The following is a 24,209-nucleotide window of genomic DNA, read 5'->3' as shown; positions in this document are numbered from 1 at the left end:
ATAACATCTCATTAATTATTTAAAATCCTTTTATTTATGCGACTTAAAACTCTGTTCTGACATTTAAGGTATATTTTCTGAGAAAAATGCTTTCTAATAAATCTAAATAAGAAATTAGTAAACTTACATTTTGAATATTTATTCATTAACAATTCATTGTTAGCAATAAAAAAAGCCTGAAGTTCGGATAAATGACTAATCATATCATATGATAAATCATGTTTTCTCCAGTAACAAACTGAACCTGTACTAAAAGCAATCTTATGCTCTATTCCAATCTGTCGCCATAACCAGAGATCTAAATATGGAGGGTAAAAAGTATTAAAATCGCATTCTAAAAGCACTTTTTTTCTTACACAAACAGCTGAAAAAGTTGGAATAGTATTTCCTCGTAGCAGATATCTAAAAACATTTTGATTAGATGAAGATATTTTTGCCAATCTTTTATTACAATGCTCTACAAACTCATCGTATTTTTCATTAGAAGACTGATTTACACAACTAATTTTACAGGCAATAAAAGAAGATTTAGATTCTTCGATAGTAGATTTTAAATTCCTAATATAATCCGGATGCCAGTAATCATCAGATTCGCAAAAAGCAACATAATCAAAGTTACATTTTGACAAAGCTAATTTATAAGATTCTATTATGCCCTTATTCTGATGATTTTCATGGCAATAAAAACTAATCTTTACTGAAGTTTTATTTTGGGAAATTACAGAATTTATTACATCACAAGAACTATCATTTGAACCATCGTCAACAACAACAACTTCAAAATCGGTATCAGTTTGATTCAATAAGCTTTGAAGATTATCTTTAATGTAAGTCTCATAGTTATAGCTAAGAACAATTACACTTATTTTGGGTAACATTTACAATCTCATCTGCAAATACTTTACTTAAATCATATTCTGCAGAAAAAAAGCTAAAGAGAAACGAATACAGAATATGAAATTTTCTTGCAACACAATTAGTTTAACATGTACTTGCCTAAAAAAGTTATCACAGATAGACCAAAACAATCCTATAATAGCTCAAAGCAATACTTTGTTAATATAAATTATAATCTTTTTTTTATTTTAAAAACCTTAATCTTAAAGATTCTAATAATCTTATCCTCGTTATAACAGCCATCAACTCTAAAAATGAAGCGAATTATCTTCTTTACTGCTCTTAATGATAAAAACCTACAAAATTGAGAATAAAAGAAAAACAAGACATTATCAGTAAGAGTGCTATACGGATCAGAAATTTTATATCCTTGTGCTGATATTATTCCACCGAAAACTCGTTCTAATACATGTGCTAAATCGTCAATTTCATCACGATTTGCGCTCGAAAAGTCTTTTAACTGAAAATTAAAAGATTGTAAAGGTTTAAAAAGTTTTGCCCTACAAATAAACATACTGCCAGCAACAAACTCGACAAACTCAGAATCATATTTTATGAGCCTATTCACACACTCAATCGCCTTTTTGGCACAAAACGAAAAATGCTCATCTTTACAAGAAATCTCGTTTACATCAATGAGCTTTCCATTATTAACCATACCCAATAATGGATCATTTTCAAAAGCTAAAAAAGTTTTTTTTAGATTACATTTATTACTAATGAAAGAAATAAGTAAATTTCGCCATGAACTCCCCATAAAATAATATTTATTTCGAATTGAACTTACTTCAAATCCTTTGCCCCTTTTTGTGTGAAGCTTAATAATATAATCGTAATTATCAAGCTCAACATTATTTAACACTTTTATAAATGGCCAGATATCATATCCGACATTTTCCGATACTATAACAACAGCCCTATTATTAAATGTATATATATTTTTTGAAAAAGAATTGAGCTCTTGAGGAATAGATACAACCAGATCGTAATCTATATAAAGTTTATCTAGATTAGAAATACAGTGTTTTATTTGCCTCCATAATATAGGGTAAAATATATGTACAACGACCAACACTTTTTCTGACATATAAACTCAACATCCCACAAAAATACCCAAAAAAAATAGGTTGAAAATAAGCTCCATTAGCACGCAAAGGAAACATTCTCTAACGATTAATAGACTAAATTGTATTCCCTTTATAAATAAAAATTATATTGAAATATAGACAAGACTTAACTACTTTAATTTAATTGAAAAAAATTTTTTTTCACAAAAATAATAATCTCTAAAGCCTGAAGATGTTCTTATTTGTTGGAATATTTTAAATCTTTCTAGATACAGAGGATTGCTAACCACAGGGAGATTATCAATATTATCATTTACCATTTTTAAAAGATTTTGTTGAAATATGTCGATAGTAGCACATGATAGATAATTCTCTCTCATTGCTTTTTTCATATAATCAACCTTATTTGGATTTTTTACCAGACATAACATTGCATTATATAAATTTTCACAATCATTGGATGGAATTACAAGACTGTCCAACCTATTTCTAATTATACTGCAAGCTCCATTTTTTTCTGTAGCAATAACAGCAAGTCCTCTTGAAGCAGCTTCAAATAGAACTAAGGAAGACGACTCTTCATCAGAAGGAACACACAAAATATCTATACTAGAAAAAAATTCATCCTTTGCTCTATCTTTTACAGGACCAAGCCATTTTATTTCTTTTTTATCACTTATAGCAGTCTTTAATTTCAATCCGAATTCATTTTCATAATTGCCTGCAATGGATAAAGAAATATTATCACAGCATTCTTTAAGTCTAAGAAAAGCGTCAATAAGAGAATTCACACCTTTTTCTTTGATAATCGATCCAATAAATCCAAATCTTATTTTATTATTTTTTGGGGAATAACCACAAAAACAATCTTCAACACAATTATTAATAACCTTACAATTATTATTGTATTTGCTTAGACATTTTTTCGTATAATCAGAAACCGTATAAATGTTATAAAAGTTTCTTAAAATAGGCTCCACTTCTCTTTTTTCATCAATCAATTTCTCTAAAAATATTGATGATTCGTGAATGTACCAAATAACAGGAATGTTATATCGTTGAAAAACATCTACAGCCTTGTATGTCATTACAGTATTACAAATGATCAAAGCGTATGAGGAGAGTTGTTTTCGTGAAATTTGAATTAAAAATCTACTTCTGTCTCTAATCTCTGCAACCTGTATTCCTAAATCTTCGAAATTAGATTTCAAAGCACCAAACTTATATGAAAAAAGATCTATCAAAAAACCTTTTTTTCTTAATATAGTTGCAACTCTAAGTAAAACAAGAGGTGCTCCAGTTAAAGACAATTCATGACTTACCAATAGAATTTTTTTATTCACAATATATTCCAATTGAACACAAAACTTTTACTAATATACTAATAAAAAAGAGCTCATGATTAAATGATTAAAAGGAGAATTATTTTAAGTCTACAGTCAATTATTTGTTTTTTCATTAGTTTGAAGATTCACTAAGGATTATTTGACTTGAACACAGATTAAACATTAAAAACTTTTGAATCTAATATAATTCTTAAACATAAAATAAGAGCTATAGAAAATGAAAATAGAGATAAAAATCAATCTGGCACAAATAGAACAACTGCTGTTAAAAAATATACCGAGAATATATCTATATTATTCTCAGTAAATTCCATACTTATACATTATTTTGACAAATAAATAATCAGAACTGTCATCCAGAAATTGACAAAATAACATCTATTCCAAGAATCTTTTATTTAGTTTTTTTGATAAATAAGAAAGAAATATTAACTCAAACCTAAAGATATTATAGTTATTGAAACTTAAGTACATAAATACTCTTTTCTTAAAATGAAACAAATTCCAAAATGAAAAAGGTATTATTTGAAAAGTATTTTTTAATATCGACTCTGCACGAATAAAACCATCGGAATATTTGTTTCCATTGTATTCGTAGAGTTTTCTTGCAAAGCCCCAAAAAGATGTAACAAGCATTTTCTTACTCTTTTTCAGAATTTTTTTACTCATGTTATTCTCAAGGGTAAATTTATATAAATTAAAACTAGTAATGAGACATTCGTACATTTTTAATTCATTATTAATATTTTTTGTCGTGCTACTTAAGTTTTGTCTATAAAAATAAACAGATTCAACAAAACCAACTTTATTAGAATAATAAAATAGTTTTCTAGTAGTAAATTCATCTCCGTTTAATGCGTTAGTGTCATATTTTATTTCATCAATAAGAGAACGTTTAACAGCAAAGAAACCGTGTAATTGCCAATCTAAAGATAAATCAAAAGAAAGCTCTCCTCCACTTATATACTGTTTATAGTTATTTTGAGGAGGGACTATTTTCCAAATGACATTATCTGTTTTGTTGTCAGAAAAATATATTAAATCAGGAGCCAATATATCAACCTGCTCCTGATTTAATTTATTAGAATATTTATCTAAAAGATCATTCTGGAACAAATCATCAGCATCTAAAATCTGAATATAATCTCCAGAAACAACATCAAGTGCACAGTTTCTTGCATGAGAAGCTGTTCCCTTATGCTTAACATGTCTAACTACAATTCTATTATCAAGATTTGCATAATAGTCAATAATTTCAGCAGTTCTATCTGTAGAACCGTCATCAACTATTACAAGTTCCCAATTACTATATGATTGAGACAAAACACTTTTTATTGCCTTCTCAATAAAACATTCTGCGTTATAGGCTGCCATAATAATTGAAAATTTGATCATTCAGAATTTTTCCTTTACAAATCACGCATAATTTAATATATAAAAAAAATATAGAATAAAAAAAATAATCACAAAACAAAAGAAAGTAAATTGTAACCTTTTAAGTTTGGATTTATATTTTTTTATTTTTTTTTCTTCGTCAGAAAGGGGGCTCTTAGATAAAACGTTTTCAGATAATTTTAAATAATCTTTAAAAGAAAAGTTATAAAGAGAATGCAGAAGTTTTAAATTTTCTTCTTGAGCAATAAAATCCATAATAATTGAAAGTCCCCAATCCTGTCTTTCCTTATTGCTTGATGATAAAGCAATTCTTCCTAGCCAATAATTAATTGTTTCCGTAGTAACATTATTTCCAACAACCACGGGATTATTTCCAAAAACTTCATAAAAAAGTTCTAAATTATTACTAAAGAGACGAACAAAAGTATCCATCAACTTTTTGGTTTCAATTTTTTCTCTTAAAATAACTGCTTTTGAACGACTACTAGTACTATTTCCGGTAACACGATACAAGACAATAGCATTTCTCAACATTTTTATTTTATGAAAAATCAAAACATACAAATGCATCTGATAGTCTGAATACTGGAGCATACTTATGTCTAAAGGTAAATAAGGAAGGAATACACTTTTCTTAAAAGCCATACCAGGAGAGGGTAACAAATTACCTTGCAAAAACATACCTTCAAGAATTTGAAATTCAGTACAAGAATACGGAAGAGAATTCTCAGACTTTATCATATTTCCATTCTGATCGATATGTTTCAACGGAGAATAACAAACATCAACATCAGTATTATTGAAAACATCTAAAACAGTCTCTACATAATTAGGGAGAAGAATATCATCTGAAGCAACAAATGAAATAATATCTGTTTTAGCAAGGCTTATACCACGAGAAACATTAGCATTGATTCCCATATTAAAAGAATTTTTTAATAGAGTAATCCTTTTATCCTGTATTGAATTAATAAGCTCTACGCTTTTATCAGAGGAAAAATCATCAATTATAATTAGTTCCCAATTATTCTCAGTCTGTTCAATCAAACTTTTCAAAAAAAATAAAACATATTTTTCGTGATTATAGCAAGGACAAACAAAAGTTATTTTTGAGTAACGCATTCAAAGTAACACAATAAAGAATAGAGTAATATGAAAAAAAATCTGACAATTCAGGTTAAACCAGATAATAAGATAAAGTAATTAAAACAAAATTACATTTCCTGTCAAGAATAATTATTCACTAAAAACACATTAATAAAAAGTGATTAGCAGAAAAAGGATAACTTAAAAGATTTTTGTACAATAACTTATTGATTAAGAATATAGCTTCTATTCCTCTTTAAGAGGCCTGTAATCAGAGAAGGATAGCATAAATAATATAATTTCAAGTTATAAATATATTCAATTTGACCTTATAAAAATAATTAATTAAAACAGCCCTTATAGATTACCACTCAAAAATAGTTAAACTCTTTTGTTAGTTTGAAATATCCGCATTGTTGATTGCTGATACAAAAACTAAATATAAAATAACATAACGCTTGTTAACAGCTATCATTAAAGAGAAATTCACTAATTAACAGAATCATCTTTTATTTTATACGCTATGAATATTTTTCCTGATTACTATTTTTATTAACCAAAAATATGAACATAAAGATAGGATAATAAAGAAAATTTTCCGAGATTCCATAAATGAGTACAATACATTGAATAATAAATAATCTAACATTTTGATATTTAATACAATCTCTTACTGAAAAAATATACACCCCCATATATACAAAAAATGGAATTATTCCTTTAACAATCGGAATATTAAAATAGGTACAATCAATAATAAGATAATGAGCAGGATCGTCAGAAATCGGAATGTTTTGTGCCCATAAAGAGAGTCCATATTTATAAAAAGCATCTCTTCCTAATTCAAATCGAGCCCATGATGAACCAGGTAAGCTAACAAAAAGGTCTCTAAAAATATTTGTAAACGCAACTAGATAAACAAGTGAAATTAAAGCTATCAGGAATAATACAAATAACAGAAAAGTTGCATCATTGTTAACTTTTCTTAAACTCTTTTCAAAGTTCTCAATAAAACACACTAAAAGAAGTAACAATAAAACGAGAATTCCTGACGTATATGAATTAGGAATTACAAAAATAAAAATAGCAAAAAAGAACAATAGCAACTTTATGCAAAATGATATCATCCGGGCTTTTAACACTAACACCATCGAAACAAGCATTAACATTAGGCCCAAAGTATTAGGATGACCGAACCCCAAACTACGTCTTAAAATAAAACCTCTATGATAATTAGCGGTTGGAATTAACTTAATAGAGAAGAGAAAAATAACACACAGAATTGAAACAACAAAAGTATAAAAAATGATATTTATCAATTTATTATATGAAAAATAATTAGAAAAAAACAATGGCAGGAAAAAGAAATCAAACAAATTCCATGTGTCAGCATATAAATGAAATAAAACAGACAAAACAATAAAAATAATAAAACAAGCTAATCGTTTTGTTTTAAAACCACTGAGATATTCAATGCTCAAAAATGATAAAACCATTACGACTCTAGAAATTAATAGCAACAAATCAAATGATGCTGTACTAAAGCTTAAACAAAAGGTGGAACACTCAAAAATATGCACAAAAAGCATAATTACAATAGAGGTATTCGCACATTTTTCAAAAAATGAAAAGTAATACTTATCAATCATACAAATTCACAAAATTAAATATAACAATCCTGAGTATATAGAAGTAGACAAAAAAAACAATCTCTTTTAATATTAGTTAACCAAAAGAACACATCTGTAAATCAAATTATATTTTTTTATAAATGCAGATATTTTTTAAATTCATCATAATCACGAATATAATCTTTTTCATCATAATAATCTGAAGCTGCAACACATAAAACAGAATTCTTTTGGAGCCAGATCATTTCTCTCCATGTCGTTTTTTCTATAATAACACCAACTGAAGGATCAGAAAGTTCAACTTCCTTTCTTCCTAATTCGTTTTCCAATATCAACTGTATTCTTCCATAAGGGCAAAACAACAATTGCTTTAGATTTTTATGGGCATGGAACCCTCTACGAGAACCTTCTGGAACCTTAGAAATATAGTAGATTCGTTTTATATTAAAGTTAATATCGTTATTGTCATCGAAAAAAGAAAGCTCACCTATACCTAAGGAAGAAACAGTGTTGATTTTTATTATCTTGCAACCAACAATTGACTTTACATTAGTCAAAACATCCCCTTTTAAAACAGAATACCATTTCAAACCATCAGACTTATCATATCTGTTTATAACATCTTCAGGAATATCAAAAACCTCATGAAAATTATGCTTATTATAAAAACTTAGTGCTCTATTATTATTTTTTGAAACACACCAATAAACACATTCAAGATCAAGAAGATCAAAAGCTCTCTTTATAATAGAGTCCATTCCAAACCATGAATAACCACAGTTCATCGCTTTCTTTCTGACTGCGATAGCAAATTCTGCAATTTTTCTTTTCTGATCAATATTCTTTAAACTTACAGTTCCCATATATTCATCAGAATCCGAACAAATTGCTAGGTGAAGATTACTACTTGTATCTTTAGAACTTTCGATAAACTTTATAACATCAGATTTTGTTTTAGAAAGAAAATTCCCTTTAAGTTGATTCACAACATCTTCATCATGCATCCACTCTAACATGAAGTCTGCATCTTTTAATTCTAAATTTCGAAGATACATTTAACGAATACCTCTGCTTCTATTTTTGTGGTGGTATAGATAAAATTCAAAAAACTTTTCATTATCAAATAATGATATCTTGGTACATATCTAGCTGATCATTAATAAACAAAATATCAACAGAACATTGTTTAGGAAATTTCCTTGAACTGATACGAATAACTTATCCGTAAACAGAATTTTCTTTGAAAAGAAGTATAAAACCATTATGTTAATAATCAGCGCAAGAAAACGATAGACTGTTTTATAGGGAAACAAAATTCTTATTCTTTAACTGTCTTATGATTTTCATTATTCCAAGTATTCCATAAGAAATAGATTTAGCATATCAGTAAATAGTTAATAAAATCAGGTAATTAATATACATGATATCAATACAAGCTAGCCAGAAAAGCCCCAAAAATCCTTAAGCAGTCTCTCGTGGTCTTCCCTTATTTTAGTATCATGATACTCATTTTCAGATGTTTCCACACTGTCAGCACCAATAATAGATAAATGTTCAAGCTCGGAGTCATTTTCATCAAACAAAGAAGTCCCTAGAAAATGATGCTTAATACCATCCATCCCCATTAAATCAAGTAAGGTTGGAGCAAGACAAAGAGAATTTCTTCCATGAGCATTGAAAATAAGAGGATTAACAGTTACACCTTTTTTATACACAATAAAAGGAATTTTATCTACAAACAATGATCTTGTATTGGTTTTAAATCGAAATGAATCTTCAAATAAAGGGACTGCATAGGTACTATGATCAGTTGTAATAACCAAAACTGTATTATCACTGACTTTACTTTCGTTAAATCTCTCTATGAATTTCCCAAGACAGAAATCGAAATTATGGAACTTATTGAAATAATCATTCACACCGTCACCATAGATATGCTCTTTAACTATCATGCCATGATGAGTTTCACCGTTATACATTGAAATAAAGAAATGATTATCATTTCTCATTTCTTCATCGATAATCTCTGCAAGAAAATTAAAGATATCATGGTCTGTCAACTCAGAATTGTGTTCGTTAGAAGTATGAAAATCATTCGAAGAGCGTATATTTCTAAAACCAGTTACTTTCATGTATAAGTACAGTTTATCATCCGACTGATGTGGACCTAAAAATACAGTATCATAATGATTATCATTAAAAATAGAAGGCAAAGATTCACTTGAGTTTTTGAAGGTCAGTTCAAGACGTCTTTGAGACATAGTATTCACATCAGAATTTGCTGCACGAACAAAGCCTGAAATAAGCTGGCCACGTAGACCTCTGAATGTAGGAGCAGTATGATTATAGTAGTTTTCAAAGTACAGACTGTTCTGTCGTAACTTATACAGATTAGGAGTTAACGCCTCAGAGATTACTCTATCTGATAAGCCTTCTGTGAAAATAATAATAAGATTAAGTTTCTCATTTTTAGGATTAATCGGATTTTCAATTCCTTTAGCATTAAAAGTATTAACAAATCTCTTCAAGAAGTGCTCTCCATTGTTTCGTTCAATCTCTGCGTAATTATTTAAATAAACAATGTAGAAGCTGTTAACAAACTGAGCTACAGGATAACTTGATCTTACGGAAAAGAAAATAAATAAAGTTAAAAATAAAAATGCAGAAACACTAATCTTCCAGTTCCATGATAATCTTATTTTTGGCATTACAACTAAAAGATAAACAAAAAGAGCAAGACTTAATATAAACAGATAAACAAATTTTAAAATCAGACCAAGTCCTATGGAACTGTATTCTCCCAGATTCTCAATAGTTAAAGGACTTAGGAATACACCTGTATTGGAGAAGTTTAAAAACTGTATAGTCCATACAAGATAAAAAGGGAAAACAAAAAAGCGATATTTTTTATTTAGAAATATAAAAGATAAGAAAATCAGTAAAAAATAGATTACGAGTCTCTTAAAGTCAGAGGAGAAAGATGTTGCTTCATCTACATGACTTATAAAAAGCTTTGATAATGAAAAATCAAGAGCGATTCCAAAATACAGAATCACAATAAACATACTTATCAGTAATCGAATCCTTAAGGACTCAAAAATCTTCATAAAAATCTCTTAGTTTATTTCTTAGTTTATTTCTTAGTTTATTTATATTTCAATTAATTAAAAAGTGAGTATCCTTTAGATGGACAAGTGTTTTTCTACCCCATAATGCTATCAGAGAAATTGATGAAGATTTATTTGAACGTATATTGAAGTGACTTTCCATAAGCAGTTAAGAAATTTTAATAACCTTACTTTTATATAATATATTTCTTTTATTGCTCCCTCGTTTCTACCAAACAAGCTTTCAAAATAATCTAACAATATTCCTCAAATACACTACTTCTCAAACTCCCTATCCATAATCTTCTCAATCTTGTAGCTCGACACCTCAATGCCTAACTTTTCAACATCTGATAGTTTTAAATTGTATAAATTCTCAAAGTTCTCAGAAGTTATTCTAGCAAGTTCCTTTTCTGATACGCCTTTAAAATCAGCAATATACTTTAAAGTATAGCGTACAAAAGCAGGCTCATTCTCAATTCCTCTTACAGGCACAGGTGCAAGATAAGGACAGTCTGTCTCCACCATCATTCTATCAAGAGGAACATATTTAACAACCTCTCTGACATTATCGCTAGGCTTAAAGGTAGCAATTCCTGTAAAGGAGATATAAAAACCTAAATCAAGACAGACTCTTGCCATATCCACGGTATCAGTAAAACAGTGGATTACGCCACCTGCATCACGTGCATTTTCAGCTTTTAAGATAGACAGAGTATCATTTTTTGCCTCTCTGGCATGAATAACCAGAGGCTTTTTTACATCAAGAGCAATACCAATATGTCTTACAAAGGAGGCAATCTGAAGATCTTTAGTCTCTGCAGCATAATGATAATCAAGACCAGTTTCCCCTACTGCTATAACCTTATCAGAGGATAGAAGATTAGACTTTAATCTTTCATCTGTCCAGTCAGGCTCATCCTCAAGATTTAAAGGATGAATACCGCAGCCTAGATAAATATTGTCATAATTCTTTGCAATCTCAAGATTCTTTTCAAACTCTTTTGATGTGCAGGCAATTGAAAGGAAATGACTTACGCCACAGCGTCTTGCTCTCTCAATAGTCTCATCAATATTGTTAGAAGCTTTACCCTCTAGGGATAAGCTTGCAAGATGACAGTGAGAGTCCACAAGAAAAGTCATATTAGGCTCCAAAATAAATAATCACAAATCGCAATGTTATAACTAATTAACCAATAGCCTACTATTGAGTAATTGGACAAAAAAGTTTAATCTCTTATAAGACCTAATAAGAGAGTAAACCAATTTGTTATTGAATCTAAATAATCCACAATCCAGACAACTAAATAAAAATGTTATTTAGCTTCGGTCATCTTCTGATAAACATCTGTTGCCCTGATACCATCATGTTTCTCATTATATGGATTCAAGGCATTCTCATAATCAGCAACAAGAGGATTTGAATCACTTTCAGATCTGAAAATATCATAATCATCGCGGGTAAGATTGGTTTTAACTCCAAACCAGGATGCATAGAAATCAATCATATTAAAGGCTGATCTTGTAACCTTATATTCCTGATTATCATTGATATCAGAGGCTACTACAAAGAATGGCACGTCATAACTCTGCTTAATCTCTGGATCCCTGAAGATTTTATAACCGCCGGAAGATTCAACAAAGTTCAAACCATGGTCGGCAAAATAAGCCAGTGAATAGGACTTTGAGTATTCCTTAAGCATTTCTGCAACCTTCTGGACAAGCTCATCAGTCTTGTTATATGTTGCAAGATAACAGTTCATTACCTTGCCTACATTGTACTTATAGCTATTAGGATATCCAAATAGTTTTGAACATGGATTCTCGTGAGATCCAACAATATGCACAAAGATAACCTTCTTATGATTATTCTTTAGAGTTTTTTCAATAAGAGGTAAAAGAACAAAGTCATTCTGTACAGGAACAAAACTCTTACTATCTGCATATCTGGCTACACGACCTGCTGATGAGCAGGAAATACCAGAATATCCCTGAGAAGAAATCCAGTGAGTATCAAAGCCTGCCAGCTTTGCCATAGTAACAGCATTGTTATTATCCTGAAGTTTTCCCTCAACAGTTAAAGAGAGGAATCTTGGTACAGAAATAGTAGTATTAGGAGCAGGAGAGATGAAATTACTTATATAGTGCTTATTCATCTTTTTAATAAAAGGAGTAGTATCCACGGGGAATCCATATGCAGACATAAAGTCTGATCTCATGGACTCTCCTATGATAACAACATAATTGTCATATTTTGAAGTCTGAGAAAGGATCTTAAAATCGGTCGCTTTAGGTTCTTCTTCATCCACAATAAAGCTGTAGGCTTCAATCATTTCACTTACACGTGGTTCAAAAGCCTTATAACCATAAATAAAAACACAGATACAGGCAGCAGCAGTTAGAAGACAGCGATAAATCTTCTTTATTCCAGATAAATTTATAGATAACTTTTTATTAAAGATAATCAGCAGCAGATATACGACAAAGATTACTCCGCCCTGCAGCAACAGGTATAAAGGAAGAACCTCATGAAAACCGACTGTCTCTTCAAAATTAGTGGTTAAAACTACATCCAGAGCAGCAGTCTGTACAACTCCACTGCCAAACACCTTAGCTGCAGGATAAACCAGAGATAATAAAAGAGTAAAAATATTAAGACCTAATCTTGAAGCATCATAGAAGCTTAATATCAGACAGAAAAAGAAAGCAGAAATAATAAAGGTAGGTCTTCCAAAACAGATGTACTGAAATACCCAGGCACAAAAAAAAGAACTTAGAATAAGAATAATGATTTTAATAACACTTTTATACTTCTTATCTTTTAAAGAATTCTTATCTGCAGTTAAGAACATTTCAGAGAAACCTTAGTAAAATTAAATAATCAAAACTTAGCGTATCATACAGCAAAAAAAAAGTTTTTCCATATTGTCTGCGGATTTTAAATATCACAGACATCATCCAGGAAACAGAGATACCACAAAGATACTTTCAATAATCAACTCTTTCTGAAATTCCATACGAAAAGGAACATTTGAAATTATCCAAGGTTACATGTCAGATAATGCAAAAAAATATACTCCTAATGATACTGGGGAGTACTAAAATTCTAAAAAAAATTATTTCCTAGTATGATTTTCCAGCGCTATCCCCACCATCTAATCTTACATCCTCTTTATACACAAATCCTTTATCCGGCACTCCTCACACATAGGATTTCTTGCCTTACATACATATCTGCCGTGAAGCAGCAACAGATGATGAGATTTTACAAGATATTTATCATCTATAAGAGGAACAATCTTATCCTCAACCTCTTTGGCATTCTTACCAGGACAAAATCCCGTACGGTTACATACTCTGAAGATATGGGTATCCACAGCAACCGTAGGAAGACCAAAGGCAACATTCATAACCACCTTGGCAGTTTTAGAACCAACACCTGGTAGAGAAATCAGCTCTTCATAAGTACAGGGAACAGTACTTTCAAACTTCTCTACAAGAATCTTTGACATCTCATAAATATTGTGTGATTTTGCCCTCCACAGACCAATTGTCCTTACAATCAATGCGATTCCATCCTCGCCTAGCAGGATCATTTTCTCAGGAGTTGGAGCCTTTTCAAATAGTAACGGCGTAACTCTGTTTACCGACTCATCAGTTGCCTGTGCAGATAGAATCACCGCACATAAAAGCTCGTAAGGATTATTAAATACAAGCTCTGATTTAGGATTTGGAAAACACTCACTTAATATCTGCAGAATCTCACATCTATCGTGAGAAGATAACAAACTAATAGTTTTTTTCATGAAATATCAATCTCTTTGCGGTATCATATCTTTATTACAAATTTGTACTGCCTTTATATTTTAAATCATGACTCATTTATTGTTTTTATTTTTTGGTGCAGCAATTGTTAATAACTTTGTGCTGGTCAGATTTTTAGGACTGTGCCCTTTTTTAGGTGTCTCCAACAAAATCTCTGCTGCATTCGGAATGGGAATTGCTACAACCTTTGTGCTGCTAATGACATCAATGGGATGCTATGCGGTAAATTCACTGGTTCTGATTCCATTCAATCTGCAGTCACTTGACCTTATTATGGATATTGTAATCATTGCTCTTACCGTGCAGCTTGTGGAAATTGCAATCAGATTTATATCCTATGATCTGTATAACGCACTTGGAATCTACCTGCCGCTCATTACTACAAACTGCGTAGTTTTAGGACTTGTTCTCTTACAGAATTCCCTTCAGTTTTCATTTTCAGAGGCCTGTGTGTTTGCTTTAGGTGCTGGCACCGGTTTTACACTGGTATTAACACTCTTTGCAGCAATAAGAGAAAGACTAGCTATATCCGATGTTCCAGAACCATTTAAGAATACAGCTATTGCACTTATAACCGCAGGTCTCTTGTCACTTGCATTTATGGGCTTTGCAGGTTTTGCAGGGAGTGCAGCATGATAATTGAAATTAAGTTTATTCTGATTTTAGCTGCTGTACTTTTGCTATTAGGTTTAATTCTCTCCTATCTGTCAACTCTGGCCGATAAAAAAGAGAACAGCGCAGAAAAAAGAATTGAGATGCTTTTGCCAGGAATCAACTGCGGTCAGTGCGGATTCCCAGGATGTTCAGCCTATGCTAAAGCATTAAGTGAAAAGAAAGCTGCACCTAATCTGTGTCGTCCTGCCGGTGCTGATGTTGCAAAGCAGCTTGGCGCCATGATTGGAAATACAAATGCATCATATGAGGACTATGAGGAGCAGTTATTCTCACCTCGTCTTGTAGCCTACATTCATGAAAACAGCTGTACCGGCTGTGGAAAATGCAAACGCAAGTGCCCTGTCGATGCTATTGCCGGAATTTTAAAAGAGCCTCATATGGTCGATCCTGATATATGTATCGGCTGTGATGAATGTATTAATACCTGCCCAGAGAAATGTATTGAAAAGATTCGTCTTGACCATGATTTATCTCATTTCAACTGGAATATACACTCAGTTCAAATCAAGACTGGTAGTTAATTATGGCCTCAAATCAGTTACAGAAAATAATTAAAGCAAAAATCTGGAAGTTCTTTGGCGGCATCAAGCCAAAAGAAATGAAGGATACTTCAGATTGTAAAATTGAAGATCTTGGACTTCCATCAATTATATGTATTCCAATTGACCGTCACCTGGGTAAGGATGGAGAGATCCTAGTTAATGTTGGAGATCATGTCAAAAAAGGACAGCCACTAACCAGAGCTTCAGGAAGATTAGTTCCAGTACACGCCTCTACATCAGGTACAATTAACGCAATTTCAAAAGAAGTTCTTCCTCATCCAAGCGGATACACAGGACTTTGCATCACCATCAAGCCGGACGGCAATGATGAAAGTGTCGATCTTGAGCCAATGAAAGACTGGGAGCTTAAATCCAGCAGAGAACTTTTAGAGAGAATCCATAACTACGGTGTTGAAGGTCTTGGAGGAGCTCAGTTCCAGACAGACTTTAAGATAAAATCAGCTTTGGAAGATTCTAAGACCGGCTGCAATGTTCTTATTATCAACGGAGCAGAATGTGAACCTGTAATTACCTGTGATGATCGCATCATGCAGGAACAGGCATCTGATATTGCCCTTGGTATTAAGATTATCAAAAAGATTCTGAATCCAAAGATTACTATTGTTGCCATTGAGGATAACAAGCCTCATGCCATCTCAGCCATGCAGTCTGCCTGTGATGGCATTGCAGATATCAGAGTAATTCCAACCAAGTATCCATCAGGTGCGGCAAGAAATCTTATCAAGATTATCACAGGTATTGAGATACCTTATTCAGTACATACCTCAGAGTGCGGTATCGTTGTAAATAATGTTGGTACTGTACTTTCTGTAAAAGAGGCAGTTGTTGACGGAATACCAGTAATCTCACGTGTGGTTACAGTTGCAGGTCAGAGCATGAAGAAGACTGGCAACGTAAGAGTTCGTCTTGGAACCTCCGTGCGCTTTGTTTTAAGCAACTGCCATCTTTACCCCGAGTTTCACCAGAGAATTATTCTTGGCGGACCAATGATGGGATTTACCCTGCCAACTATTGATGTACCTATTACCAAGAGTGCAAACTGTATTCTGGCCCCAACAGTAAATGAGATACCTTTATTAAGGCAGCAGTCAAACTGTATTCGCTGCGGTCGCTGTGCCCGTGTATGTCCAAGCAGACTGGTTCCATATCAGATGTACAACCAATCAAAGGCAAAGAATCACGCAGCATGTCTTAAGGCAGGAATCAGAGACTGCACTCTGTGCGGAGCCTGTGCCTATGTATGTCCATCCTACATACCTCTGACCTCGCAGTTCAGATATGAACAGGCTGTTGAAATGCACATTCGTGATGCAGAAAGACGTAATCAGATTGCAAAGCAGAGAATGCAGCAAAAAGAGGAAAGATTAAAGGCTGAAGCATTAGAAAGACAGGCAAAGAAGGAAGCAGCTCTTGCCAGAATCAAAGCGCAGAAAGAAGCCGAAGCAAATATGACTCCAGAGGAGCTTGCAGTTGCACGCGCAAAGGCCTTAGAGGAGGCAAAAGCAAAAGCTCGTGAGCGTAAGGAGGCTATTCTTGCGCAGAAACAGCAGCAGGCTAAGGCTGGAGTGGATGACGCCTCCAACATCAAGCGACTGAAAGATAATCAGGATAAGGCAATTGCTATTGCCAAGCATCAGGGACACATTGAAAAACCTGCAGCAGTCAGTGAGATACCTGAAAATACAATTGAACAGCAGGTAGCAAATGCACAGCTTGAGGAGAAGAAGATTCTACCACAGGCTCTAAAGAAAGGTGCTACCGTAAGACTTGAAGAGTTAACTGTAACCTACCATGAGGCAGCAAAGACAGAGACTGCAGAGCCAAAACTGGTTGGACTACCTCCAGATGACAGACTACATAATCCTGAGCCTAAAAAGGTTATTCCTTCTGTACTGATGTCAGCTCAGGAGGATAAGAAAGAAGTTAATATTCTTCCGGATATTTTCAGGAAAAAAAACATTACGTTCAAAAAGATAATATAAGAATTAACAGAAGATCTTTATTATGAATATTACTCAGTCACAGGGTGTAGTAAAAAATACTCTAGGTACAGAAACTGCACCTCACCTAAAAGGCAAAATGACCACTCAGCTGATTATGGGCTGTGTGATTTTTGCCCTGCTGCCTGCATTATGTGTTCAGGTTTATTACTTTGGCTACGGCATTATCTGGCAGTTTCTAATCTGTGAAATTACAGCGCTTATCTGTGAGACCATTGTTGCCCTGCTGCGTCATCGCAAGCTGTCAATAGCTGTTGGCGATCTCTCAGCTACAGTTACCGCACTGATTCTTGCATTTACACTTCCTCCACTGCTGCAGTGCTATTACACCGTTGTAGCAACTGTGTTTGCAATCATTGTGGTTAAATCTGTATTCGGCGGTCTTGGACATAACATCTTCAATCCTGCCATGGCAGGCTTTATCTTTATAGTTATCTCATGCCCTGCCGCAATGAGTAATTCCTGGATTGTACCAGCTCCTGCCGCCTATACTCAGGCAACCATGTCAGCAACAGAAAAGGTTATTTTTGAAAAGGCAGATCCAGTTAATCTTAGAAATCTTGTTGAAGGACTGAACCTTTCAGAGAACTCTCATGAAGATGACAATGATTTAAGTATCAGCTCAATTGTTGACAGTTTCTCAGGTGCTACCTACCTTGAGAATATCAAGTCAGCACGTAAAACCTCTACTCTTGATCTGCTGCCAGGTCACGACTTTACCTTAGGAAACTACAAAGCCTATGTTGCATTGGCTGTAGCATATATCATAGGCGGTATGATTCTCTTTGCCTTTAAGATTATTATCCTTCGCATGGTAGTAGCATTCTTTACTGCATTTGCCTTATTCCAGTGGGTACTGAATCATTACTTCCCAGGAAACTTCCTGCCGCTTGAAGATGGACTGCTCTTTGGCGGTACCATGCTGGCAGCCTTCTTTATTATTACCGATCCGGTTACCAATGCAGGTACATCCAGAGGAAGAATATACTTCTCTATATTTGTTGCATTCTTAATCGTAATTCTAAGAGCCTTCGGCTCATACTCAGATGCAGTTGCATTCGCTGTACTTCTTGGCAATGCATGCGCACCTTTAATTGATGTTTTAACCTCTCGAAGACCTTATGGCGTAGGTTATATAAAGGGAGGATTTCAATAATGAATAAGAATATTGAAACAGTTCTGAACTCTAATAACAAAGAAAAACAGCATAAGTTTTCAAGAAATGCCAGAGCTATTCTGTCAGGCTTAAGCCTTGCATTTGTCTCATCATTATGTGTTGGTCTGATCATGTATACAGCACAGAGCACAGAGGAATTACGAGAGAACAACAAGAACTCAGGTCTCAAGGCAAAAATCAGTATGCTCCTGCCGGATGAGGCTCAGGGAAACAACATCAGGCTCACCTGCTATTCAATTCCCAAAAGTAAAAATGTCGGACATAATCAGAAAATTTATGTTGCATCAAAGGATCTTGAAATCAAAGGCTATGTTCTGACCTATTCAACATCATTAGGCTACTCTGATCCGCTGATTATGATTGGTGGATTTACTGCTGATAAAAAAGTCTATAAAACCGATATCTATTTTTCCCAGGAAACTCCTGGTTTAGGAGATAAGGTTGATAGAGATCATGGAGATTTTCTTGATCAGCTGTCAGGACATTCTCTTTCTGATGCAAACTGGGATGTAAAAAAGAACGGTGGCGACTTTGACTTTATTACAGGCTCAACTGTTACCTCAAGAGCAACTGTAATTGCTACCTCCAAAGCGTTAAAAGAATTAGAGTCTATTGATATCTACTCACTCAAGAAATGTAAGGTGAAGTAATGACAAACAAGATTGATAATGTTGAAGGTACAAAAAAGAAAGTTAAAATTTCAACTAAAGCGTCACTATTAAAAATCCTGTTTGAAGGAATCTGGTCCAATAATCCAGGTCTTTGTCAGCTGTTAGGTCTCTGCCCTCTTCTTGCTGTTACAACCTCTGCTGTATCTGCAATCGGTCTTGGCCTTGCTACTCTTATAGTTGTATGTGCCAGCTCAGTGATTATTTCACTTATTCGCAGATTTATTTTCAAAGAGGTTAGAATTCCTATCTATGTACTCTTCATTGCAACCTTAGTTACAGTTGTAAAATTCTATATAGAGGCATATTTCCCAGACCTGAATTCACAGCTTGGAATCTATCTTGCCCTGATTGTTACCAACTGTATCATCATGGGCAGAGCAGAAGCTTTTGCAAGCCGTAACGGACCATTACTATCATTAGCTGATGCCGTAGGAACCGGTATTGGCTTTGGTCTTGTTTTATTTGTACTAGGTGCGGTTCGTGAAATTGTAGGTCAGGGAACCTTGTTTATGGGAGCATCAAAGCTTTTTGGAAGCTTTGGAGAAGCACTTGAATGCAGCTTTATTCAATCAGACTACACTCTGATGGTAGCTATTCTTCCACCAGGAGGATTCTTTGTACTGGCTTTTATGATTGCACTTAAGAATTTCATGCAGAACTTCAAGCGTCACAAGATAGAGAACAGCTTTAAGATCAAGTCAATTCAGAACTGATAGCAGTATTTGAACTGGATAATTAGATTTGTTTTTGTAAGGGTATATCGAGACGTCATATGACGTCTCATTTGTATAGACAAAAGGAGTTACAGCTTTCCTCTTAGTTTCAGATAATCCTCATATCCTCTTTTTCTTAAAAGACATGAGGGACACTCTCCACAGCCATACCCCCATGCATGCAAAACATCATGGCTGCCTTCATAGCAGGTATGAGTTTTCTCTACAATCATTCTTACAAAATCATCCCCGCCTAAATCATATGCAAGTTTAAAGGTTTCCCCCTTTGTAAGATGCATCAGAGGAGATAGAAGTTTTATATTACTCTCCATTCCAAGGTTTATAGCTGTCTCCATAGCCTTAAGAGTAGACTCTCTGCAGTCTGGATATCCTGAATAATCTGCCTGCCCAACACCTGAGATAATGGTATCAGCGCCTACACTGTAGGCATAGCTTGCCGCATAACAGAGAAATATAAGGTTACGGCCAGGCACAAATGATGTAGGAAGTGAGTTCTTCTCATCCATTACATATTCCCCACTCTCTTTTGTTAGCGCAGAGTTGGTGAGAGTCTTTAAAGCCATCATATCAACAACCTTATCCTCAATAAGCTTGTCTTTGGCTTCTTTATCAAAACTCTTTAATGCTTCTAAAAATTCCTGTCTGCACTTAAGCTCAATCTCATGTCGCTGCCCATACTTGAAACCAATAGTATAAACCGCATCATAATTCTTAACCGCATAATAAAGGCAGGTTGAGCTATCCTGTCCACCGGAAAATACAACTAAAGCTTTTTTCATAATCAATCTCCTCCCATTATTTTACTAGTTAATACCGGCAAAACAGTAATCATTTTTATTAAAAAGCATTGCCACAAGTGGCAAAACGTATGGTTTTATAAAATAAAAATCTTATTTTTCAGATAGATATTTACATATTTTTATTTGGCACAGCTTTTGCTATTTAGTAACTAAAAATAAGGCTATAAGCCACATAAGCATAAAAAAGCTCAGAGAGAAAAAAATAAAATCTATCTAAATTAAATGGAGAAACGTTATGTTTAATACATCAATTTCAGGTATTAGAGGTTCACAGAAGTATCTTGATACAACTTCTAATAACATTGCTAACGCAAACTCTTACGGCTTTAAGAAGTCACGTGCCGAGTTTGCCGATATTTACGCAAATTCCGTTTTCACCAGTGCCAAGACTGCAACCGGTATGGGTGTTACCACAACTACCGTAGCCCAGCAGTTCACTCAGGGCTCTCTATCCGGTGATACTGGTAACAACCTTGATATGGCAATCAGCGGCAACGGTTTCTTTGTTCTTGCCAACAATGAAAACTATGATACCACCAGTGAGGTCGGTGACCGTTCATATACCCGTAACGGAGCATTTGAGCTGAATAAGGATGGTTTCATTGTGACAGCTATGGGTGATTATCTGCAGGGATACGATGTAGACAAGGATGGTAATGTTACCAATCTGGATATTATGTCAACACATGCAATTAAGATCCCATCTGATACAGGTGCTCCTAAACAATCATCTAAAGCAGAGCTGATTGCAAATCTACCTGCAAAGGCAGAAGCACATGGAAAATATGCTGCTGATTTCAAATCTACAACATCTGCAATGACGAGTTTTGATCCAAATAATTCAGAAACTTATACCGCAGCTACTTCACAGACCATTTATGATTCTCTTGGCGGAGCCCATACATTAACATACTATTTCCAAAAGGATCATACAAATCCATCAACAACATCAGATCCTCTCACAGGAGTCTTAGATACACCTGATGCAACTGTATGGAATGTAGTTCTGTATGTGGATGGTTCTCCTGTTGATGTACATGGCGGAGCTGAATTCAATATTACAGATACATCATCCTCAATTTATCCAAAGGATCCAACTCTGTATGGAATTCAGTTAGTTTTTGCATCAAACGGCTCTCTAGTTACAGATGAAACCACTGGAGATATAACAGGACAAATACCAGGATCAATTAATATAACCAACATCAAATCAGAAAAATATAAGAGTGGTGATCGAGCAACATATTCATTATCTTCCGCAATGGGAAGCGGTGTTGATCCATCACAGGATCTGAATATTCAGCTGGATCTATCCCAGTACGGAAGCTCCAAGTTTTCTGTAACAAGTGTAAGTACTGACGGTTATGCAACTGGTATTCTGGAAAATGTTGAGGTAGATGATAACGGTATTATCCTTGCTGCGTATACCAATGGTAGAACACAGCCAATTTCAAAAGTTGCGATGGCCACATTCTCAAACCCACAGGGCTTAATCAAGATTGGTGATACCCAGTGGAAACAGTCCATTAACTCAGGTGAAGCTACTGCTGCTCAAGCAAACGTTGGTATGGCAGGTGCAATCAAGGGCGCAAACCTTGAGCTGTCAAATGTTGAACTGGCATCAGAACTGGTTGACCTTCTGATTGCACAGAGAACATATCAGGCAAATGCTCAGGCTCTGCAGACACAGAATACTGCAATGGACTCAATCCTAAGCATTAGATAATAAGTAACTCAAGTTTCTCTTTTAGATAGTTCGCCTCACTTTCACAAGTGAGGCCTTTTTAAGGTTCTACCCCAATCAGATTCACTCCAATCTAAGATCCTCTACGGCTTTTTGAAAAATAACTAACGCACATTTCACAAAAAATATACTCAATACTATGAATCTAACTATTTAACCTTAAAATGTCATGAGTACTACATACCATAGTGGTTATATAAAATTCACAATGAGGTTCTTATGAAATCTTTATATAAAATCATCACCTACATTTTATGTGCTATTACTCTTGTTGGTTGTGCCTACAAACATCAGCCTATTATGACCCCTGGCGGAGCAATTCCTGCGGGACTTACTACAAAGCAGGTTCAGTCTGCAATCAAGAACGGCTGTACAGCCTATGATTGGGATGTTACTCAGGTTTCTGGTACTGCTGTAGAAGCTAAGATGGTTAAAAGCAGCGTAGCAGCCACAGTAAGAATTGATTTTGATAAGTCAAATTACACAATCAGCCTGGTTGAGTCATTTGGATTACTTGAAAACAGAGCTAGAAATGAAATCCACAATCGATACAATACCTGGGTTACTAACCTGAAGATTGCAATCGATAGAAGCTTAAAGAACGAGACTATAAACTAGTAAGATATTCTATATTTAAAGATTACCAATATAAAAGGCCAAAACTCTTCCCTGGCCTTTATTGTCGATGAAGTTAGATATGTGTAGCTCGTACAATAATGAGATCAGTTAATAGACTTAATCTCCGGATTCTCAGACTTATCACTCTTCTGAACCAGACAGTTACCATTTGAATCACAGTTTGAAATGATACTGTTTACGCCAAACAGATCAAACTGAAGAAAAGACTGATTCTGAGCAAAACCAGTTTCAGAATATTTCTCGTTATTCATCTCTGTATAAACATGGTAATCAGAACTAAAAGACATTCCACTGTTTTCGAACAGTGTTGCAGCATAGGAAGAGCCAGACATAATCACTGCAGCAACACAAATAACCAAGCCTTTCATGATAATCACCCACACATACACTCAAAATCATATTCATGTATTTGAAGATTAGGTCAAAAACACGTAGTATCAAGAAGTTAATCCCAATAATGTGATTATCGTGCATTTTTTATTAATTTTTTTTACAAAAAGTCAAAAGGTTAAAAATTTAATCATACCTAGGATCTTAAGAAATTTATTCTAGGATCCTCATAAATTAAAGGATATGCAACTGTTACCAGTTGCGATCCGTTGCTGAATTAGTTCAGCATAAAAAGTTCTTTAAAAATTTGATATATAGATCAATGTGTTAATAAAATATACGGAGCTTTATTCTGATATTTTGCAATTGTTTTATCCGTAAAATTGGATTTTTGTGAAAAGGTTGAAATGTGGTTGATTTGAAAGGAATTAATTGATTTATGGTTTTCTGTTTAATATAATTAATGTGTTCAAAATCAAAGAATTAAACAAGAAAACCATGGAACAATTATCTCTATTTTTA

The 24,209-nt window shown here is 33.8% G+C and carries 21 protein-coding genes; 8 read left to right on the top strand and 13 right to left on the bottom strand.

Annotation, left to right across the window (positions count from 1 at the left end):
• Positions 1-11: 11 nt before the first annotated feature.
• The 11 genes from B5D46_RS06245 to nth all read right to left on the bottom strand — a co-directional run bounded on the left by B5D46_RS06245 (position 12) and on the right by nth (position 14,335).
• Positions 12-878: a glycosyltransferase family 2 protein gene (locus B5D46_RS06245; RefSeq protein WP_078928733.1), complete on the bottom strand. Its 867-nt coding sequence runs from the start codon at positions 876-878 to the stop codon at positions 12-14.
• Positions 879-1,066: 188 nt separating this feature from the next.
• Entirely contained in the window at positions 1,067-1,984 is a 918-nt protein-coding gene (locus B5D46_RS06240; protein ID WP_078928732.1) for a rhamnan synthesis F family protein, read from the bottom strand.
• Positions 1,985-2,134: 150 nt separating this feature from the next.
• On the bottom strand, positions 2,135-3,307 hold the full coding sequence (locus B5D46_RS06235) for a glycosyltransferase family 4 protein (RefSeq protein WP_159443038.1): 1,173 nt from the start codon (positions 3,305-3,307) through the stop codon (positions 2,135-2,137).
• Between the two features lie 381 nt (positions 3,308-3,688).
• Complete coding sequence (locus tag B5D46_RS06230) at positions 3,689-4,705, bottom strand: glycosyltransferase family 2 protein (RefSeq protein WP_078928730.1); 1,017 nt, start codon at positions 4,703-4,705, stop codon at positions 3,689-3,691.
• A gap of 21 nt (positions 4,706-4,726) precedes the next feature.
• Positions 4,727-5,827 carry a glycosyltransferase family 2 protein gene (locus B5D46_RS06225; protein WP_078928729.1) on the bottom strand — a complete coding sequence of 367 codons (1,101 nt, stop codon included), beginning with the start codon at positions 5,825-5,827 and terminating at the stop codon, positions 4,727-4,729.
• A gap of 485 nt (positions 5,828-6,312) precedes the next feature.
• Entirely contained in the window at positions 6,313-7,440 is a 1,128-nt protein-coding gene (locus tag B5D46_RS06220) for a hypothetical protein (protein WP_143675616.1), read from the bottom strand.
• A 116-nt stretch (positions 7,441-7,556) separates the two neighbouring features.
• Positions 7,557-8,477: a GNAT family N-acetyltransferase gene (locus tag B5D46_RS06215; RefSeq protein WP_078928727.1), complete on the bottom strand. Its 921-nt coding sequence runs from the start codon at positions 8,475-8,477 to the stop codon at positions 7,557-7,559.
• 381 nt (positions 8,478-8,858) lie between these two features.
• Positions 8,859-10,529 (bottom strand): LTA synthase family protein, encoded by a 1,671-nt coding sequence (locus tag B5D46_RS06210; protein WP_078928726.1) that lies wholly within the window; start codon positions 10,527-10,529, stop codon positions 8,859-8,861.
• Positions 10,530-10,805: 276 nt separating this feature from the next.
• Positions 10,806-11,672: a TatD family hydrolase gene (locus B5D46_RS06205; RefSeq protein ID WP_078928725.1), complete on the bottom strand. Its 867-nt coding sequence runs from the start codon at positions 11,670-11,672 to the stop codon at positions 10,806-10,808.
• A gap of 173 nt (positions 11,673-11,845) precedes the next feature.
• The gene (locus tag B5D46_RS06200; RefSeq protein ID WP_078928724.1) at positions 11,846-13,381 is read right to left on the bottom strand and encodes a phosphoethanolamine transferase; all 1,536 of its coding nucleotides are present in this window, start codon (positions 13,379-13,381) and stop codon (positions 11,846-11,848) included.
• Between the two features lie 309 nt (positions 13,382-13,690).
• A complete protein-coding gene (nth, locus tag B5D46_RS06195) occupies positions 13,691-14,335 on the bottom strand; it encodes an endonuclease III (RefSeq protein ID WP_078928723.1) in 645 nt (214 codons plus the stop codon).
• A gap of 67 nt (positions 14,336-14,402) precedes the next feature.
• Between nth and rsxA the strand changes: the two genes are divergently transcribed.
• From rsxA to B5D46_RS06165, 6 genes are read left to right on the top strand one after another with little or no spacing between them, the layout of a single operon-like run.
• Positions 14,403-14,990, top strand: a complete 588-nt coding sequence (rsxA, locus tag B5D46_RS06190; protein WP_078928722.1) for an electron transport complex subunit RsxA — start codon at positions 14,403-14,405, stop codon at positions 14,988-14,990.
• On the top strand, positions 14,987-15,550 hold the full coding sequence (locus tag B5D46_RS06185; protein ID WP_078928721.1) for an RnfABCDGE type electron transport complex subunit B: 564 nt from the start codon (positions 14,987-14,989) through the stop codon (positions 15,548-15,550). Before rsxA ends, B5D46_RS06185 begins: the two co-directional genes overlap by 4 nt.
• A 2-nt stretch (positions 15,551-15,552) precedes the next feature.
• A complete protein-coding gene (rsxC, locus tag B5D46_RS06180; protein WP_078928720.1) occupies positions 15,553-17,574 on the top strand; it encodes an electron transport complex subunit RsxC in 2,022 nt (673 codons plus the stop codon).
• 22 nt (positions 17,575-17,596) lie between these two features.
• Positions 17,597-18,748 carry an RnfABCDGE type electron transport complex subunit D gene (locus B5D46_RS06175; RefSeq protein ID WP_078928719.1) on the top strand — a complete coding sequence of 384 codons (1,152 nt, stop codon included), beginning with the start codon at positions 17,597-17,599 and terminating at the stop codon, positions 18,746-18,748.
• On the top strand, positions 18,748-19,419 hold the full coding sequence (locus tag B5D46_RS06170) for an RnfABCDGE type electron transport complex subunit G (protein ID WP_078928718.1): 672 nt from the start codon (positions 18,748-18,750) through the stop codon (positions 19,417-19,419). Before B5D46_RS06175 ends, B5D46_RS06170 begins: the two co-directional genes overlap by 1 nt.
• A complete protein-coding gene (locus tag B5D46_RS06165) occupies positions 19,419-20,153 on the top strand; it encodes an electron transport complex subunit E (protein ID WP_078928717.1) in 735 nt (244 codons plus the stop codon). The genes B5D46_RS06170 and B5D46_RS06165 overlap by 1 nt, the downstream gene beginning before the upstream one ends.
• Before the next feature lie 89 nt (positions 20,154-20,242).
• On the opposite strand, the gene queC is transcribed toward B5D46_RS06165, so the two are convergent.
• A complete protein-coding gene (gene queC / locus B5D46_RS06160) occupies positions 20,243-20,953 on the bottom strand; it encodes a 7-cyano-7-deazaguanine synthase QueC (RefSeq protein WP_078928716.1) in 711 nt (236 codons plus the stop codon).
• A gap of 256 nt (positions 20,954-21,209) precedes the next feature.
• Here queC and B5D46_RS06155 point away from each other — a divergent pair, with 256 nt between their 5' ends.
• Both B5D46_RS06155 and B5D46_RS06150 read left to right on the top strand, forming a co-directional pair.
• Positions 21,210-22,700, top strand: coding sequence for a flagellar hook protein FlgE (locus B5D46_RS06155; RefSeq protein WP_078928715.1), 1,491 nt, complete (start codon positions 21,210-21,212; stop codon positions 22,698-22,700).
• 237 nt (positions 22,701-22,937) lie between these two features.
• Positions 22,938-23,336 (top strand): hypothetical protein, encoded by a 399-nt coding sequence (locus B5D46_RS06150; RefSeq protein ID WP_078928714.1) that lies wholly within the window; start codon positions 22,938-22,940, stop codon positions 23,334-23,336.
• Between the two features lie 104 nt (positions 23,337-23,440).
• Here B5D46_RS06150 and B5D46_RS06145 read toward each other — a convergent pair whose 3' ends face one another.
• Positions 23,441-23,725 (bottom strand): hypothetical protein, encoded by a 285-nt coding sequence (locus B5D46_RS06145; RefSeq protein ID WP_078928713.1) that lies wholly within the window; start codon positions 23,723-23,725, stop codon positions 23,441-23,443.
• Positions 23,726-24,209 lie beyond the last annotated feature (484 nt).

The organism is Succinivibrio dextrinosolvens DSM 3072 (assembly GCF_900167015.1).
In the GTDB taxonomy this organism is placed as follows: domain Bacteria; phylum Pseudomonadota; class Gammaproteobacteria; order Enterobacterales; family Succinivibrionaceae; genus Succinivibrio; species Succinivibrio dextrinosolvens.
Note: the sequence above shows the minus strand (reverse complement) of the source record. Positions and strands in the feature narration are given on the sequence as shown.

Coding starts and splice junctions, on each gene's coding strand:
- B5D46_RS06165 (WP_078928717.1), top strand. CDS start 19,419: ATGACAAACAAGATTGATAATGTTGAAGGTACAAAAAAGAAAGTTAAA.
- B5D46_RS06185 (WP_078928721.1), top strand. CDS start 14,987: ATGATAATTGAAATTAAGTTTATTCTGATTTTAGCTGCTGTACTTTTG.
- B5D46_RS06150 (WP_078928714.1), top strand. CDS start 22,938: ATGAAATCTTTATATAAAATCATCACCTACATTTTATGTGCTATTACT.
- B5D46_RS06200 (WP_078928724.1), bottom strand. CDS start 13,381: ATGTTCTTAACTGCAGATAAGAATTCTTTAAAAGATAAGAAGTATAAA.
- B5D46_RS06225 (WP_078928729.1), bottom strand. CDS start 5,827: ATGCGTTACTCAAAAATAACTTTTGTTTGTCCTTGCTATAATCACGAA.
- B5D46_RS06170 (WP_078928718.1), top strand. CDS start 18,748: ATGAATAAGAATATTGAAACAGTTCTGAACTCTAATAACAAAGAAAAA.
- rsxC (WP_078928720.1), top strand. CDS start 15,553: ATGGCCTCAAATCAGTTACAGAAAATAATTAAAGCAAAAATCTGGAAG.
- nth (WP_078928723.1), bottom strand. CDS start 14,335: ATGAAAAAAACTATTAGTTTGTTATCTTCTCACGATAGATGTGAGATT.
- B5D46_RS06220 (WP_143675616.1), bottom strand. CDS start 7,440: ATGATTGATAAGTATTACTTTTCATTTTTTGAAAAATGTGCGAATACC.
- B5D46_RS06245 (WP_078928733.1), bottom strand. CDS start 878: ATGTTACCCAAAATAAGTGTAATTGTTCTTAGCTATAACTATGAGACT.
- B5D46_RS06175 (WP_078928719.1), top strand. CDS start 17,597: ATGAATATTACTCAGTCACAGGGTGTAGTAAAAAATACTCTAGGTACA.
- B5D46_RS06240 (WP_078928732.1), bottom strand. CDS start 1,984: ATGTCAGAAAAAGTGTTGGTCGTTGTACATATATTTTACCCTATATTA.
- rsxA (WP_078928722.1), top strand. CDS start 14,403: ATGACTCATTTATTGTTTTTATTTTTTGGTGCAGCAATTGTTAATAAC.
- B5D46_RS06210 (WP_078928726.1), bottom strand. CDS start 10,529: ATGAAGATTTTTGAGTCCTTAAGGATTCGATTACTGATAAGTATGTTT.
- B5D46_RS06230 (WP_078928730.1), bottom strand. CDS start 4,705: ATGATCAAATTTTCAATTATTATGGCAGCCTATAACGCAGAATGTTTT.
- B5D46_RS06145 (WP_078928713.1), bottom strand. CDS start 23,725: ATGAAAGGCTTGGTTATTTGTGTTGCTGCAGTGATTATGTCTGGCTCT.
- queC (WP_078928716.1), bottom strand. CDS start 20,953: ATGAAAAAAGCTTTAGTTGTATTTTCCGGTGGACAGGATAGCTCAACC.
- B5D46_RS06205 (WP_078928725.1), bottom strand. CDS start 11,672: ATGACTTTTCTTGTGGACTCTCACTGTCATCTTGCAAGCTTATCCCTA.
- B5D46_RS06155 (WP_078928715.1), top strand. CDS start 21,210: ATGTTTAATACATCAATTTCAGGTATTAGAGGTTCACAGAAGTATCTT.
- B5D46_RS06215 (WP_078928727.1), bottom strand. CDS start 8,477: ATGTATCTTCGAAATTTAGAATTAAAAGATGCAGACTTCATGTTAGAG.